10 protein-coding genes are annotated in these 15,656 nt (G+C 61.9%); 2 read left to right on the top strand and 8 right to left on the bottom strand.

Annotation, left to right across the window (positions count from 1 at the left end; translation table 11 throughout):
- Positions 1–10 precede the first annotated feature (10 nt).
- Together RBB32_RS03225 and infB are read left to right on the top strand one after the other, a co-directional pair.
- Entirely contained in the window at positions 11–640 is a 630-nt protein-coding gene (locus tag RBB32_RS03225) for an RNA-binding protein (protein ID WP_306151243.1), read from the top strand.
- Entirely contained in the window at positions 640–3,120 is a 2,481-nt protein-coding gene (gene infB, locus RBB32_RS03230) for a translation initiation factor IF-2 (protein WP_306151244.1), read from the top strand. The genes RBB32_RS03225 and infB overlap by 1 nt, the downstream gene beginning before the upstream one ends.
- Before the next feature lie 54 nt (positions 3,121–3,174).
- Here the strand turns inward: infB and RBB32_RS03235 are convergent, their stop codons facing one another.
- The 8 genes from RBB32_RS03235 to RBB32_RS03270 form a co-directional block, all read right to left on the bottom strand.
- On the bottom strand, positions 3,175–5,175 hold the full coding sequence (locus RBB32_RS03235) for a hydantoinase/oxoprolinase family protein (RefSeq protein ID WP_306151245.1): 2,001 nt from the start codon (positions 5,173–5,175) through the stop codon (positions 3,175–3,177).
- A 49-nt stretch (positions 5,176–5,224) separates the two neighbouring features.
- Positions 5,225–6,274 carry a tRNA epoxyqueuosine(34) reductase QueG gene (gene queG / locus RBB32_RS03240; protein ID WP_306151246.1) on the bottom strand — a complete coding sequence of 350 codons (1,050 nt, stop codon included), beginning with the start codon at positions 6,272–6,274 and terminating at the stop codon, positions 5,225–5,227.
- 60 nt (positions 6,275–6,334) lie between these two features.
- Positions 6,335–7,000, bottom strand: coding sequence for a glutathione S-transferase family protein (locus RBB32_RS03245; RefSeq protein WP_306151247.1), 666 nt, complete (start codon positions 6,998–7,000; stop codon positions 6,335–6,337).
- Between the two features lie 119 nt (positions 7,001–7,119).
- Positions 7,120–7,821 carry a hypothetical protein gene (locus tag RBB32_RS03250; RefSeq protein ID WP_306151248.1) on the bottom strand — a complete coding sequence of 234 codons (702 nt, stop codon included), beginning with the start codon at positions 7,819–7,821 and terminating at the stop codon, positions 7,120–7,122.
- A gap of 142 nt (positions 7,822–7,963) precedes the next feature.
- The gene (gene mtgA / locus RBB32_RS03255) at positions 7,964–8,680 is read right to left on the bottom strand and encodes a monofunctional biosynthetic peptidoglycan transglycosylase (RefSeq protein WP_306151249.1); all 717 of its coding nucleotides are present in this window, start codon (positions 8,678–8,680) and stop codon (positions 7,964–7,966) included.
- A 49-nt stretch (positions 8,681–8,729) separates the two neighbouring features.
- On the bottom strand, positions 8,730–9,230 hold the full coding sequence (locus RBB32_RS03260) for a DUF1269 domain-containing protein (protein WP_306151250.1): 501 nt from the start codon (positions 9,228–9,230) through the stop codon (positions 8,730–8,732).
- Between the two features lie 90 nt (positions 9,231–9,320).
- Positions 9,321–13,853: a glutamate synthase large subunit gene (gene gltB / locus RBB32_RS03265; protein ID WP_306151251.1), complete on the bottom strand. Its 4,533-nt coding sequence runs from the start codon at positions 13,851–13,853 to the stop codon at positions 9,321–9,323.
- A gap of 159 nt (positions 13,854–14,012) precedes the next feature.
- Positions 14,013–15,446, bottom strand: a complete 1,434-nt coding sequence (locus RBB32_RS03270) for an NAD(P)-dependent oxidoreductase (protein ID WP_306151252.1) — start codon at positions 15,444–15,446, stop codon at positions 14,013–14,015.
- Positions 15,447–15,656 lie beyond the last annotated feature (210 nt).

A 15,656-nucleotide genomic window follows, 5' to 3' on the forward strand; every position in this document is an offset into this window, starting at 1 on the left:
GAGGCACCTGATGGGTCGCGCTGGGCAACCCAAGGACCGCGCGGATGGTCCCGAACGCAAGTGCATTGCCACGGGTGACGTACGGCCTGTGTCGGGGCTGATCCGCTTCGTGGTCGGACCCGACGGGCAGATCGCCCCCGACATCGCGGGCAAACTGCCGGGTCGTGGTATCTGGGTCTCGGCGGATCCGGCGGCACTGGCCAAGGCGGCGGGCAAGGGCCTGTTCTCTCGCGCGGCGAAACAGGCGGTCAAGGTGCCCGATGATCTGCCCGCATTTGTCGAACGGCAGTTGGCCGCGCGTGTTGTGAACCTGATCAGCCTTGCCCGCAAAGGCGGGCACGCGGTGTCGGGGTATGAAAAGGTCAAGGATTGGCTTGCCAAGGACGAGGCCGAAATTCTGATCCAGGCAAGTGATGGATCAGAGCGTGGAAAATCGAAATTGAGCACGCCTTATGGCGGTTCTTTCATCGGCTGGCTGACAGCAGAAGAACTGGGGCGGGCTTTTGGGCGACAAACTGCAGTGCACGCGGCACTGCACGCTGGAGGTTTGGCCCAACGTGTTGTAGAGGAGGCGGCAAGGTTGAAGGGCCTGCGCGTCTTGAACGGCGAAAAGACCCGCCGGAAAGGAAGTAGAAGCTGATGAGCGACAACGACGGTAAGAAAACATTGGGTGTGCGTGGCGGTCCCCGGTCTGGGAACGTGAAGCAAAGCTTCAGCCATGGCCGGACCAAGAACGTCGTCGTGGAGACGAAACGCAAGCGCATCGTGAAACCGGGCGCTAAACATGGTGCGGCTGGGGCTTCGGGCAACAAGCCGAATACCCCCGTGGGCGACCCCTCCAAGCGGCCCGCCGGTATCTCCGACTCCGAGATGGAGCGCCGGATGAAGGCACTTCAGGCCGCCAAGGAACGCGAGGCCGAAGAAGCCGCCAAGCGCGCCGCCGAGGAAAAGGCCCGCGAGGAAGAGCGCCAGCGCCGCCGCGAAGAGGCCGAGGCCAAGGAACGCGAACAACGCGAGGCCGAGGAACGCGCCAAGGCCAAGGCCGAAGAAGAAGAACGCAAGCGCCGCGAGGCCGAGGAAGCCGCCCAAAAAGCGGCGGCAGCGCCCGCGCCCGAACCCGAGCGCGCCGCCCCCAAAGCTGCGCCGCGCAAGGAAAAAGAGCGCGAGCAACAGCAACCGCGCGGTGGCAAGGGCCGCGGCCGTGGGGGTGACGATGGCCGCCGTTCGGGCAAGCTGACCCTCAATCAGGCGCTTTCGGGCGGCGAAGGCGGCCGTCAGAAATCCATGGCCGCGATGAAGCGCAAGCAAGAGCGCGCCCGCCAAAAGGCCATGGGCGGCACTGAACAGCGCGAAAAGGTCGTGCGCGACGTGCAACTGCCCGAGGCGATCGTCGTCTCCGAACTGGCCAATCGTATGGCCGAGCGCGTGGGCGATGTCGTCAAGGCGCTGATGAACAACGGCATGATGGTCACCCAGAATCAGACGATTGACGCCGATACCGCCGAACTCATCATCGAAGAGTTCGGCCACAAGGTTGTGCGCGTCTCCGACTCGGACGTCGAGGATGTGATCGATCAGGTCGAGGACAAGGAAGAAGACCTGAAACCGCGTCCGCCGGTGATCACCATCATGGGCCACGTCGACCACGGTAAAACCTCGCTTCTGGATGCGATCCGCGACGCCAAGGTTGTCTCCGGTGAGGCCGGGGGAATTACCCAGCATATCGGCGCCTACCAGGTGACCACCGATAGCGGCTCGGTTCTGTCGTTCCTCGATACACCCGGCCACGCCGCCTTTACCTCGATGCGGTCGCGTGGTGCCCATGTCACGGATATCGTCGTGCTTGTGGTCGCCGCCGATGACGCGGTGATGCCGCAGACCATCGAGGCGATTAACCACGCCAAGGCCGCCGAAGTGCCGATGATCGTCGCCATCAACAAGTGCGATCTGCCCGCGGCCGACCCCGATCAGGTGCGTGCCGATCTGCTGCGCCACGAGGTTATCGTCGAGGCGATGTCGGGCGATGTGCAGGATGTCGAAGTCTCTGCCGTCACCGGCGACGGCCTTGATGAACTGCTTGAGGCCATCGCGCTTCAGGCCGAGATCCTCGAACTCAAGGCCAACCCCGACCGCGCCGCCGAAGGCGCCGTGATCGAGGCACAGCTTGATGTTGGCCGTGGCCCGGTTGCAACCGTTCTGGTGCAACGCGGCACGCTTCACCAAGGCGATATTTTCGTCGTGGGGGAACAATACGGTAAGGTCCGCGCTTTGATCAACGACCGTGGCGAACGCGTGAAAGAGGCTGGCCCCTCGGTCCCGGTCGAGGTTCTGGGCCTGAACGGCACACCCGAAGCGGGCGACGTTTTGAACGTGGTCAAATCCGAAGGTCAGGCGCGCGAAATCGCCGAGTACCGCGAAAAAGCGGCCAAGGAAAAACGCGCGGCTGCCGGTGCCGGCACCTCGCTGGAACAGCTTCTGGCGAAGGCCAAGGAAGACGAGAACGTCAAGGAACTGCCGGTTCTGGTCAAGGCCGACGTTCAGGGCTCTGCCGAAGCCATCGTTCAGGCGATGGAAAAGATCGGCAACGACGAGGTGCGCGTGCGCGTGCTGCACTCGGGCGTCGGTGCCATCACCGAATCCGACGTGGGCCTTGCCGAAGCTTCCGGCGCGCCGGTTCTGGGCTTCAACGTTCGGGCCAACGCCCCCGCCCGCAACAGCGCCAACCAGAAGAGTGTCGAGATTCGCTATTATAGCGTGATCTACGACCTCGTGGATGACGTCAAAGCGGCGGCCAGCGGCCTTTTGGGTGCCGAGATCCGCGAGAAATTCATCGGCTACGCCGAAATCCGCGAAGTCTTCAAGGTTACCGGTGTCGGCAAGGTGGCCGGCTGTCTGGTCACCGAAGGTATCGCCCGCCGTTCGGCTGGCGTGCGCTTGCTGCGTGACGATGTGGTGATCCACGAAGGCACCCTGAAGACCCTCAAGCGCTTCAAGGACGAAGTCAGCGAAGTGCAGTCCGGTCAGGAATGCGGCATGGCCTTCGAGAACTACGAAGATATCCGCCCGGGCGATGTCATCGAGATTTTCGAGCGCGAGGAGATCGAGCGCAAGCTCGACTGATCGCGTAACCGTCACAGGAATAAAAAGGGGGCCATACGGCCCCCTTTTTCGTGTCTATCCGGCGATCCTTGGCCGCCCCGTGGCCTCAACCGTGATCACCGCTTCAAGGAACACCTCGCGCGCCTCCGTCTGCGCCGATTTGATGTCTTCCGCGATGCTCACTTGCACGTCCTCGGCCCCCGCTGTCGTGGCCCCGGTGCGGGCTTCATCCTCCAGCACCATGCGCAGGAACCCCATGGCAATCTCTGCATCGGCGAAATCGCTGGGTTCCCCATCGGTATGCACCCGGAACGTGCCTTCGGCGGGGCAGGTCACCGTGCCGGTCCGCCGGATCGTAACGCGCCCGACAACCGCACCAATGGCATTGGCCACGCCCGCATGTTCCGGCAGGATCATCTTGCATCCAAGGCGCTTACCCACCGCCGGATAATAACTGGGCGCCGAGGCGCCAAGCCCCACCACCGGTACACTCAACCCGGTTTCAAGCCGCACCAAACCGCGATGCCCCTCCAGCCCGCGTTGCATCAGAACATGCCGCGCCAGATCGGCAGGCGGCAGGCCAAAATCGCTGTCTTCCTCGGAAAAAGCAGTCTCTAACAAGGCCAAACTCGTCTGCTGTGTCAGTTGATCCACGATCATCTGCGCCATGTCGCGCGGCTCGGGGCATAGCCGCGTCCCCGCGCCCGTCCGCTTGCGCCTGATCAACTCCAGCGCCTTATGCGCGGCCTCGGCATCCCAGGCGTCCAGCCGCCCCAGAACATGCGCCGCGTCCGACGGCGTGACGCCCGACACCTGCACCAAGCCCCGCGCCACCAAGCGTTTCAGCGCCGCCGCCTCCATCCGGGTCTTGAGCACCTTGCCAAGCGGCTGCACCGCATCGCCAATCCGCTCCAAAAGCGCCGCATCACGGGGTTGCAGGCCCCCGGCCTCCATCCCCGGCACGGCGCGTACGAACCGCGTGTCATATTCGCCCGGCGCCGAGTTGCGCAGCTGTTCGTCCAGCATGGCATGCACCACGCCCGGTGCCTCCTGCGCCATCAGGCTCACCGGAACCACCCGGCGCGGGCCAAGCGTGACCCCGCCTTGCAGCCCCTCGTCGTTCACATGCACCTCGCTGTCGCCGCCAAGGCCCGTGGTGCGCATCGCCACCGCCTCGACCATGGTGCGCCACGGCCCCACCTGCGCGCCTGCCGGGTCGATCATTGGCCGCCCATCGCGCAGCACGGCCACATCCGTCGTCGTCCCGCCAATGTCCGAAACCAATGCATGATCCGCCCCGGTCATCCAGCGTGCGCCAACGATACTGGCCGCCGGGCCGCTCAGGATGGTTTCGATGGGCTTTTCGCGGGCCTGTTCCGCCGAAATCAGCGCGCCATCGCCCCGCACCACCATCAGCGGCGCGTCGATCCCCAACTCCCTCAGCTTGCCCTCGGCTTTCTCGATCAGTCTTGCGATCATCCCGATCAGCCGTGCGTTCAGAAGCGCCGTCAGCGCCCGTTTCGGCCCGTTCAACTTGGCCGACAGGTGATGAGAACACGACACCGGCCGCCCCGTCACCTCGCGGATCACCTCGGCCACGCGTTGTTCATGGGCCGGGTTGCGGGTCGCGAACTGGCTCGCCACGGCATAGGCTGATGCCTCCGGTTTAGACTCTAACCATGCCAAAAGTGCCTCTTCGTCCAGAGGCGCTGCCTCTGCCCCGGCATGGCCATGCCCGCCCGCAATCACCAGCGCCGGGTCGCCCGCCAAAACCTCCTGCAAGCCATGCGCGACCAAATCGCCCTCACGAAACCCGATATAGACCAACCCGGCCCGCCCGCCTTGCCCTTCGACAAGCGCATTGGTGGCCAAAGTGGTGGAAAGCGAGGCCATGCCGATCTGGCCCACGTCCACGCCGCTGGTCTGCAACACGGCCTCCACCGCCTTGCCGATGCCTTCGGCCAAATCGTGCCGCGTGGTCAGGGATTTCGCGCTTGCCACCACCTCCCGTTCGTCACGGATCAACACCGCGTCGGTATAGGTGCCCCCGGTATCCACCCCCAACAGCAAAGCCATGCGCGCCACTCCTCATTGCGTTCCGCACGGGTTTAGCGTGTTTCAGGGCCTATTCCATCCCGTTTGCGGCATGGCGCAGTCGCAGGGCCGCCCAACGCGCCGCATCCGCGACGGTGGCGTCGGGATCGTCGCACAATTCCTGCGCTACAGGCATCAATGCGGGATCACCAGAATTGCCAATCGCATACAGCACATTGCGCACGAACCTGTCCCGCCCGATCCGCTTGATCGGGCTGCCGGAGAACCGCGCCCGAAACCCCGCATCGTCCAGCGCGGCCAGTTCCGCCAGCTTCGGCGCCTTGAGATCTTCGCGCGCATGGTACTTCACCTCGCGGGCCTCTTGGGCAAACTTGTTCCACGGGCAAACCGCCAGACAATCGTCACAGCCATAAATCCGGTTGCCCATCTTGGAACGCAATTCCTCGTCCACCGGCCCCTTATGCTCGATCGTCAGATAGGAAATACAGCGCCTTGCATCCAACTGATACGGCGCCGGAAAGGCCTCCGTCGGGCAGATGTCCAGACAGGCCCGGCACGAGCCGCAATGGTCAATTTCCGCTGGATCAGTGTCTATTTCCAGCGTCGTAAAGACCGATCCGATGAAAAACCAACTGCCCAGCTGACGACTCACCAGGTTGGTATGCTTGCCCTGCCATCCCAACCCCGCCGCCTGCCCCAGCGGCTTTTCCGGCACAGGTGCCGTATCCACGAACACCTTCACCTCGCCGCCGGCTTCCGCAATCAACCACCGCGCCAGCCGCTTCAGCCGCTTCTTGACCGTGTCGTGATAATCCTTGTTGCGCGCATAAACCGAGATGGTCGCCAGATCCCCGCGATCCAGCGTCGCCATCGGGTCATCCTCGGGGGTATAGCTTTCACCCAACACGATGACCGATCGCGCCTCGGGCCACAGAACACTGGGATCGCCGCGCCAATGGCTCCGCTCGGCCAGCCATCCCATCTGCCCGTGATACCCCTTGTCCAGAAAATCCGCCAACCGCGGCGGCACATGCCCCACGTCCCAGGGACGACAGATGCGGCAGGCATCGAACCCTTCCTCAAGGGCGCGCGCCACCAATCTGTCCTTCAACCCGTCCATTTCATCTTTCCCGAAATACTCTGGGGGGAGGCCGCAGGCCGGGGGGCAACGCCCCCTAACTCAGAAATCCAGATCGGCATAATGCGGCGGTTGCGGGAACCCGGGCACCTGGTCGGCCAAAATCCCCCGGAACGCCGGGCGCGATTTGATCTTGGCGTACCAGTCTTTGACCGTATCACTGCGGTTCCAATCCACGTCCCGGATATAATCCAGCGAACTCAGATGCGCCGCGGCGGCAAAATCGGCCAGCGTCATCACGTCCCCGGCCAGCCACCGGCGATGGTCCAGCAGCCACGCCATGTAATCCAGGTGGTACTTGATCGCCTTGGCCCCGGCCTTGACGTTGGTGCTGTCCGGGAACCCCTGTTTCATCACCTTCTTGTTCACCCGCTCGTACAGCAGTTTCGAGGTGACCTCGTGATGAAACTTGTCGTCGAACCACGATACCAGCCGCCGCACCTCGTAGCGCGAATCGGCGCTTTTGGGCATCAGGCTCGGCTCGGGGTATTTCTCTTCAAGGTATTCGCAAATCGCGGCACTCTCGGCCATGGTCTTGCCGTCGATCTTCAGGACCGGCACCTTGCCCGCCGGGTTACGACGCAGGAAATCGGGGTGTGCCTCCCAATACCGCTCTTCCACCAACTCGCATTCGATCTTCTTCTCGGCAAGGCTCAACCGCACCTTGCGACAGAACGGAGACAACGGGACGTGATAGAGCTTGGCCATGCGTCAGTGAAACCTTGCGCGATTAAAGGGATACCCCTCCATGCCGCGAAAGCGCGCGGGTTTCAACTGTGCTTCGACCCATCTGGCGACCTCTCGGCAAGGGAACGCGCGTCCCTCATTTACTCTGGTAGGAATGGAACCTGCACTCCGCGCAGGCAATGCCGCCAATACCGCCCGATAAGGTCCAGCGTTCCGTCACCCCGCGACAAGCCGTGCGAACAATTGTATTTCGCCCAAAGGCCATCACTATACCCCACCGGCAACAGCCGCGTTTGGTCATAGCCCGCGTCCCGCACGCTTGAGACGAAAAACACCCCCCGCAATCGCTCAACCGAGGTTTCGGTTTCCGCCACATAGTAGCGTGACAGCGCCTTGTCGCGGAGGTGGGAAAACTTGATCTCGGTTCCGATGTTCAAAGCCCCCTCGCTGAGCGACAACATCAAAAGTTCCGGGTCCTTGTAAAGAGTAGCTCGCCGTTCACCCTCGTTCAGTTCGAAACCAACACCGGGTTTTCGTGGCCCATGAAAACCGGACCAGACGACCTGTTGGACAAGATCAAGGTTCTGATATCCGCCATCGTCATAGTCTATCTCGCGAAGGCTCATCAATTCATCAAGGCAGAGATGGGAAAAGGTGACATCAAGAAAAATAACCCCTTCGCGTGTTTCATGCAGTGCGCTGAAAAACTCTTGAAATGAGGCGAAGCCCTGGTCGCCGTAGGCGGCGACTTGATCGGCACCGCACATGTTAAAATTGGCCGAGGCATAGGGCAGCGCGCGGTCTTTCACGATCAATTCATACCCCGCCAAAATGGTTAGCAATCCACCCAGTCCAGCAAGAATAGAGCCTATTAGCCTACGCAAGGGCTGCGTTTGTTTCGGGGATGCAGGGTCGGAATCATTCATGCTGAAAATCGTATCGAAAGGTCAATCAAACCCATCGTGGATGTTCCGCTTGGCTTTGTCACTCAAAACAATCCGCGCGCCCGTCCCGGCGAATGGTGGCCGCCCCATCCATGATTCCCGCCGCCCGCTTGCGCAACCAGCTTGAGGGCTTGGCCGCATTGCGCTCCTTCGGGTTGGGCAAAACGGCGGCCAATCGCGCCGCCTGCACCGGGCTCAGGGCCTCGGGGCCGATGCCAAAGTAATGCCGCGCGGCGGCTTCCACCCCGAAAATCCCTTCGTCGAACTCGGCCACGTTCAGGTAAACCTCGATGATCCGCCGCTTGGGCCAAACCGCCTCGACCAGCGGCGTAATCGCCGCCTCCAAGGCTTTGCGCGGCCATGACCGACCATGCCAGAGATAGACGTTCTTGACCACCTGCTGGCTCAGGGTCGATGCCCCCCGGTTGCCGCCATCGGCAATCGCATTGCGAATGGCCGACATGTCGAATCCCCAGTGATTGCAGAAATTGGCGTCCTCGGCGGCCACGACCGACCGCGCCATGACCGGGGCCACCGCATCCAGGGGCACCCATTGGTGATCAACCTGTCCCAGCCGCCATTTTTCCTGCTGCATGTAATAGGTCGTGGGCGGGTTCAGCAGGCGATAACCGATCACCGCAAGAAGCACGAAAACCGCAAAACCCAGAAACAGGCGCAACACCCACCGCCGCAACCAGCGCAGCGGTCGAAACCCGTCGGTGCGGCGTTTGGTGGATTTGCGCCTGCCCTTTGCCATCCCGCTCAGCTATAGCCTTGGCGCGGCTTTTGCAAAAGGGTCTATGCGCTCACTCGGTCGGTTCTGAATTCACCAGGGCACGCAATCGGGCTTCCTCGGCGTCGTCCATCGGGGATTGGATCAGCGTGCCGCGCTTGGGAAAATCGGCGATGGTCTGCATTACCGCGTCATGGTCCAGGTCACGCACCAGAAGGCACAGGGCCGAGCCGCCCGGCGGCAGGCTTTCGGCGATACGTTCCAGAAAACCGCTGTCCACGCCAGGGTCGCGGTTACGGCCCAAAAGCGCGCCCGTGGCGGCGCCCACCGCGGCCCCGGCAACCGGCGCAACGAAGGCCGCACCCAGAACCAGCCCCCAGATCGTACCGCCCAGTGTTTGCGCCAGTGGCACGTTCAGGGGCCGGTGCATGGTGGGCGTACCCTCACCATCGCGGGTGACGATGGTGGTGTCCTGCGTTTCAAGACGTTGTTCGGCGCGCAATGCCCCCAGGTGGTTATGCATTGCGAACGCGGCGTCCTTATCGTCAAAGGCGATGATGAACAGATCGGACATGGGTGGTTTTCCGGCAATGTTGCTCTTGGAAAACGCGCCGCATCCGTCAAAGTTCCCGCGCGGCCTGTGGTTGCCGCGCGGGGGAGTGTCTTACTCGGCCGGGATGGCACCCTCTTCAATACCCAGCGGATGCGCCAGTTTATCCAGCATTTCCTTGGGGCAGACCTGCAGGAAGTTCCCCTTTTCGATATCCCAGTATTGCAGGATTTCCTGTGCCTTGCGGCTGCCGGTTTCGGCGGCGTGGCGCTCTACCAGTTCCTCCAGCTCGGCCAGCCAATGGGCCTGTGTCACCGGGCAGGTAACAAGCGATTCCATGTTGATCAGGTTCGCCGCGGCGCCTTCTGGGTCATAAAGGTAAGCCATGCCGCCGGTCATGCCCGCGCCAAAGTTGGCCCCGATGCTGCCAAGGATCACGGCAACGCCCCCGGTCGTGTATTCACACCCGTTCGAGCCACAGCCCTCGACCACCACTTTCGCGCCCGAGTTTCGCACCGCGAAACGCTCGCCTGCGCGGCCTGCGGCGAACAGGTAGCCACCGGTCGCGCCGTAAAGTACCGTGTTGCCGATGATCGTGTTCTCGGATGCCACAAGCGGGCTGGATTGCTGCGGGCGCACCACGATGGTGCCCCCCGACAGGCCCTTGCCGACATAGTCGTTGGCGTCGCCGCTGACCTCGATCTTCAGGCCCGGTGCCGCAAAGGCGCCCAGTGATTGCCCGGCGCTCCCCGACAGTTTCACCGTCAGGTGGTTGGGTTGCAGGTTGTTGCGCATGCCAAAGTTTTGCACGATGTGGCTCGACAGGCGGGTGCCCACCGTCCGGTGCGTGTTCTGCACCGCGTAGTGCAACTGCATCTTCTCGCCGTCCTCAAGGAAGCGTTGCGCATCGCGCACGATTTCCGCGTCCAGCGTATCGGGCACCGGGTTACGTGGGCGATCCCGGTCATATGTGATGTCCTTGGCCCCATCCACGGTGATCAGCATCGGGTTGAGGTCCAGATCGTCCAGATGCGCCGAGCCGCGGCTGACCTGTGTCAACAGGTCGGCCCGCCCGATCACGTCGTCCAGGCTCCGCGCGCCGATGCTGGCCAGCACTTCGCGCACTTCCTGCGCGTAGAAGGTGATCAGGTTCACAACCTTGTCGGCATTGCCGGTGAACTTGGCGCGCAGGCTTTCGTCCTGCGTGCATACGCCCACGGGGCAGGTGTTCGATTGGCACTGACGCACCATGATACAACCCATGGCGATCAACGCGGCGGTGCCGATACCGTATTCCTCGGCCCCCATCATTGCCGCCATCACGATATCGCGCCCGGTGCGCAAACCGCCATCGGTCCGCAGGGTGATCCGATCCCGCAGCTTGTTCATCGACAGAACCTGATGCGCCTCGGTGATGCCCATCTCCCACGGCAGACCGGCATATTTGATCGAGGTGGCCGGGCTGGCCCCCGTGCCGCCATTGTGCCCCGAAATCAGGATCACGTCGGCCTTGGCCTTGGCCACGCCGGCGGCAATCGTGCCCACGCCCGATTGCGCCACCAGTTTCACGGTAACCTTCACCGTCGGGTTGATCTGCTTGAGGTCATAGATCAGCTGCGCCAGATCCTCGATCGAATAGATATCGTGGTGCGGCGGCGGTGAAATCAGGGTCACGCCCTTGGTCGAATGGCGCAGCCGCGCGATCAGGTCGGTCACCTTCATCCCCGGCAACTGCCCGCCCTCACCGGGCTTGGCACCCTGCGCCACCTTGATCTCAAGCTCTTCGCACTGGTTCAGGTACTCGGCGGTCACGCCGAACCGGCCGCTTGCCACCTGCTTGATCTTGGCGCTGGGGTTGTCGCCATTGGGTTCCGGCACGAAATGCGCCGGGTCTTCCCCGCCTTCGCCACTGTCCGAGCGCGCACCAATCCGGTTCATCGCCACGTTCAGCGTCTTGTGCGCCTCGGGGCTAAGCGCGCCAAGGCTCATGCCCGGTGTCACGAACCGCTTGCGGATCGCGGTGACGCTTTCCACCTCTTCCAAGGGGATCGCATCGCCCATCGGCTTGATCGCCATCAGATCACGCAGGTGAATCGGCGGATTGGCCTGCATTGCTGTCGAATAGCGTTTCCACAGCTCGTAAGAGGCATTGTTACAGGCCATCTGCATCATATGCATCGTCTGCGCGCCCCACGCGTGGGTCTCACCGCTTTTGCGCATCTTGTAAAAGCCGCCGATCGGCAGCACATCCTTGCCGCCTTGGAAGGCCTGTTTGTGAACCTCTTCCAACTTGCCTTGAATGCCGCTCACGCCGATGCCGCTGATCCGGCTGGTCAGGCCCGGGAAATACTCGTTGCACATCGCCCGGCTCAGGCCCACGGCCTCGAAATTCAAACCACCGCGATAGGACGAGATCACCGAAATCCCCATCTTCGACATGATCTTCAGCAGACCCTGATCAATCGCGGTGCGGAAACGCGCGACATTCTCGGTCAGGGTGCCGTCCAGCAGGCCCCGATCAATCCGGTCGGCAAGGCTGTCTTCGGCCAGATAGGCGTTGACCACGGTCGCGCCCGCCCCGATCAGCACGGCGAAATAATGCGGGTCAATGCATTCGGCGCTGCGCACGTTCAGGCTGGTGAAGGTGCGCAGCCCCTTGCGGGTCAGGTGGCTGTGCACGGCACTGGTGGCCAGGATCATCGGCATGCCCACGCGGGTCTCGCCCAAATGCTGATCGGTCAGCACCAGATGCCCCGCGCCGCTGCGCACGGCGTCCTCGGCCTCGGCCCGGATACGCTCAAGCCCGGCTTTCAGCGCGCTTTCGCCCGGCTCGAACGAGCAATCTATCTCAACCACGTCGCCTTGGAACTGGCGCATCAACTCGTCCCACTGGGCATTGCCCACAAAGGGGCTTTCCAGCACAAGGATCTCGGTCTGCGCGCTTGATTCATCCAGCACGTTCTTCAGGTTGCCGAACCGCGTTTTCAGGCTCATCACCCGGAATTCGCGAAGCGAGTCGATCGGCGGGTTCGTGACCTGGCTAAAGTTCTGGCGGAAATAATGGCTCAGCGGACGATAGGTTTTCGACAAAACCGCGCTGGGCGTGTCGTCACCCATGCTGGCAATCGCTTCCTTGCCGTCCTCGGCCATGGGCGCAAGTATCTGTTCCAGTTCCTCCACCGAATAGCCCGCCGCGATCTGGCGGCGGCGCAGGTCGGCGCCCGTAAACAAGGGCATCTCGGCGATGCCCGATAGCTTCTCGTCAAGATCGTTGATCTTGCCAACCCAATCGCCAAAGGGCAGCGCGCGGGCCAGCTTGTCCTTGATCTCGGTGTCGTGGAACAACATGCCTTTTTTCATGTCCACGGCCAGCATCTGGCCGGGGCCAAGCGCGCCTTTCTCGACGATGCTGGCCTCGTCCACGTAAACCATCCCGGCCTCGGACCCGGCAATGACCAAACCATCGCCCGTCACCACGTACCGCATCGGGCGCAACCCGTTCCGGTCCAGCCCGGCACAAACCCAGCGGCCATCGGTCATCGCAAGGGCGGCGGGGCCGTCCCACGGTTCCATGACCGAGTTGCAATAGGAATACATATCGCGCCAGGCAACGGGCAGTTCCTCGGCCTGCTTGGACCAGCTTTCAGGCACCAGCATGGTTTTGGCCATCGGCGCACTGCGCCCGGCCCTGACCAGAACTTCGAACACCGAATCCAGGGCGGCCGAGTCGCTCGACCCGCCCGGCACAATGGGTTTGATATCCTCGGCCATGTCGCCAAAGGCGCTGGAGGCCATGCGAATCTCATGGCTTTTCATCCAGTTGACGTTGCCCTTCAGGGTGTTGATCTCGCCGTTATGGGCCAACATCCGGAACGGCTGTGCCAACCACCACTGCGGGAAAGTGTTTGTCGAATAGCGCTGGTGATAAATCGCGAAGGCGCTTTTGAACCGCTCGTCCTGCAAATCGGGATAGAACACCGCCACCTGCTCGGCCAGCATCATGCCCTTGTAGATGATGCTGCGGCACGACAGCGACGCGATATAAAGCTCGTTGATGCCCTGCGCGGCGGCGGCTTTCTCGATCCGGCGGCGAATCACGTAAAGTTCGCGCTCGAATTCTTCTTCCTCGATATCCTTGGCATTCGAAATCAGGATCTGTTCGATCTCGGGGCGCGTCGCATTGGCCTTTTCCCCAAGGCAGGACACATCCACCGGCACATGTCGCCAGCCATAGATCGAATGCCCCATGCGCAGCACTTCGGTTTCAACGATGGTCCGGCAGGTTTCCTGCGCGCCGAAATCGGTGCGCGGCAGGAACACCTGGCCAACCGCCATCAACTGATCCTGATGCGGCTCGTGGCCCGTGCGGCGAATCTGATCATAGAAGAACGACACCGGAATCTGCACATGGATACCCGCGCCATCGCCGGTCTTGCCGTCGGCGTCCACGGCGCCGCGGTGCCAGATCGCTTTCAGCGCTTCGATCCCGGCATCCACGACCTTGCGGCTGGGCTTGCCATCCACCGACACGACAAGACCCACCCCGCAGGAGGAATGTTCCTCGCTTTCGTGGTACATGCCGTTCTCGGCCAGCCATTGGCGCTTGGCTTCTTCGGCGGCTTTCCAGTTCAGATCCAGTTTCGTCATCGTTAACCCTTCCTTCATTCGGTGGGTCAGGGTTGTTGCCCTGTTTGCTGTTCTTTGCGCCGCTTGGGGCGCGTTTCGTACAACTTGTACGTTTCTCTCGGGGTGACCCCCGATTTTCGTACAAAACTCGCGTACATTCTGTACAAGTTGTACGTTTTGTTACTCCGCCGCGACGGTCTGCGCCGCGTTCAGATGGTCAAGGATCGCCGCGGCACTGTCGCGCCCATCGCGGATGGCCCAAACCACCAGGGATGCCCCGCGCACGATGTCGCCCACGGCGTAAACGCCCTCCATCGCGGTCTTGCCGGTGCCGAAATCGGCCTTGACGGTGCCCCAGCGGGTGACCTCCAATTCCTTTTGATTCCAAAGGGTTGGCAGCTCTTCCGGCTCAAAGCCCAACGCCTTGATCACCAGATCGGCAGGCTCGTCATGCTCTGCGCCTTCGATGGGTTCGGGGCTTTGGCGGCCTGTGGCGTCGGGTTGTCCAAGGCGCATCTGCTGCACCTTGACTGCGCTCACCGGGTTGCCAACAAAGCCCTTGGGCGCGCTAAGCCATTCAAAAACAACGCCTTCTTCCTCGGCGTTTTGCACTTCGCGCTGGCTCCCCGGCATGTTGTCCCGGTCCCGACGATACAGGCATTTGACCGATTTCGCCCCTTGGCGAATGGCCGTCCGCACACAATCCATCGCGGTATCACCACCGCCGACAACCACCACGTTCTTGCCTTCGGCGTTCAACTCGCCGCTGTCGTACTCGGGGACGCTGTCGCCAAAAGACAAGCGATTACTTGCAGTTAGGTAGTCCAAGGCTCGCACGATGCCATCGGCACCCGAGCCGGGCCCCTGCAAATCGCGGCTTTTGTAAACGCCCGTGGCGATCAGCACGGCGTTGTGCTTGTTGCGGATGTCCTCGAACGAGATGTCCTCGCCCACGTTGCAATTCATCACGAACTCAACGCCGCCTTTCTCAAGCTGCTCCATCCGCCGCATGACCACGTCTTTTTCCAGCTTGAACCCCGGAATCCCGTAGGTCATCAACCCGCCACCGCGATCGTAACGGTCATAAACCGTCACCTGCACGCCCTCGCGGCGCAGCACGTCAGCGGCGGCAAGACCACCGGGGCCAGCGCCGATTATACCAACGGATTCAATACGTTCCGCCTTGGGCGCGATGGCCTGAACCCATCCCTCTTCCCAGGCTGTATCGGTGATATACTTCTCGACCGCGCCGATCGTCACGGTGCCGTGGCCCGATTGTTCGATCACGCAGTTGCCTTCGCACAAACGGTCCTGCGGGCAGATGCGACCACAGATTTCCGGGAAGGTGTTGGTCGCCTGAGAGACCTCATAGGCCTCCTGCAAACGCCCCTCCGCTGTCAGACGCAGCCAATCGGGGATGTTGTTGTGCAGCGGGCAATGGCTTTGGCAATAGGGCACGCCGCATTGGCTACACCGGCTGGCCTGCTCTTTGGCCTTTTCGTCGGCGTATTCAGCGTAAATTTCATGGAAATCCTTGTTGCGCGCGTCCGCCGCCCGTTTCTCGGGCATGACGCGCTCAACTTTCACGAATTTCAGCATCGGTTGCTTTGCCACGGCATGGCCTCCGGAATTGACTTGTGCCGAGTCTGTCTAAAGCAAGCCTCTGTGAAATTAAAGTCAGAAAGAGTTACCTAATGTTAAAAATTTCCATCACCCGAGAACGACGTGGTAGGGAAATCTTAAAAACTTAGGTCCGAATCGGACATAAATGATGACTTTTCTCATAAACTCAATCGGTTATAGCTACTTCAGCTTTACTTGCGG

The organism is Roseovarius sp. MMSF_3281 (assembly GCF_030733685.1).
Classification (GTDB): Bacteria; Pseudomonadota; Alphaproteobacteria; order Rhodobacterales; family Rhodobacteraceae; genus Roseovarius.

Coding starts and splice junctions, on each gene's coding strand:
- RBB32_RS03235 (WP_306151245.1), bottom strand. CDS start 5,175: ATGGCTTTGCTGTTGGGGGTGGATACCGGGGGCACCTATACCGACGCG.
- RBB32_RS03245 (WP_306151247.1), bottom strand. CDS start 7,000: ATGGCCAAGCTCTATCACGTCCCGTTGTCTCCGTTCTGTCGCAAGGTG.
- RBB32_RS03225 (WP_306151243.1), top strand. CDS start 11: ATGGGTCGCGCTGGGCAACCCAAGGACCGCGCGGATGGTCCCGAACGC.
- mtgA (WP_306151249.1), bottom strand. CDS start 8,680: ATGGCAAAGGGCAGGCGCAAATCCACCAAACGCCGCACCGACGGGTTT.
- queG (WP_306151246.1), bottom strand. CDS start 6,274: ATGGACGGGTTGAAGGACAGATTGGTGGCGCGCGCCCTTGAGGAAGGG.
- gltB (WP_306151251.1), bottom strand. CDS start 13,853: ATGACGAAACTGGATCTGAACTGGAAAGCCGCCGAAGAAGCCAAGCGC.
- infB (WP_306151244.1), top strand. CDS start 640: ATGAGCGACAACGACGGTAAGAAAACATTGGGTGTGCGTGGCGGTCCC.
- RBB32_RS03260 (WP_306151250.1), bottom strand. CDS start 9,230: ATGTCCGATCTGTTCATCATCGCCTTTGACGATAAGGACGCCGCGTTC.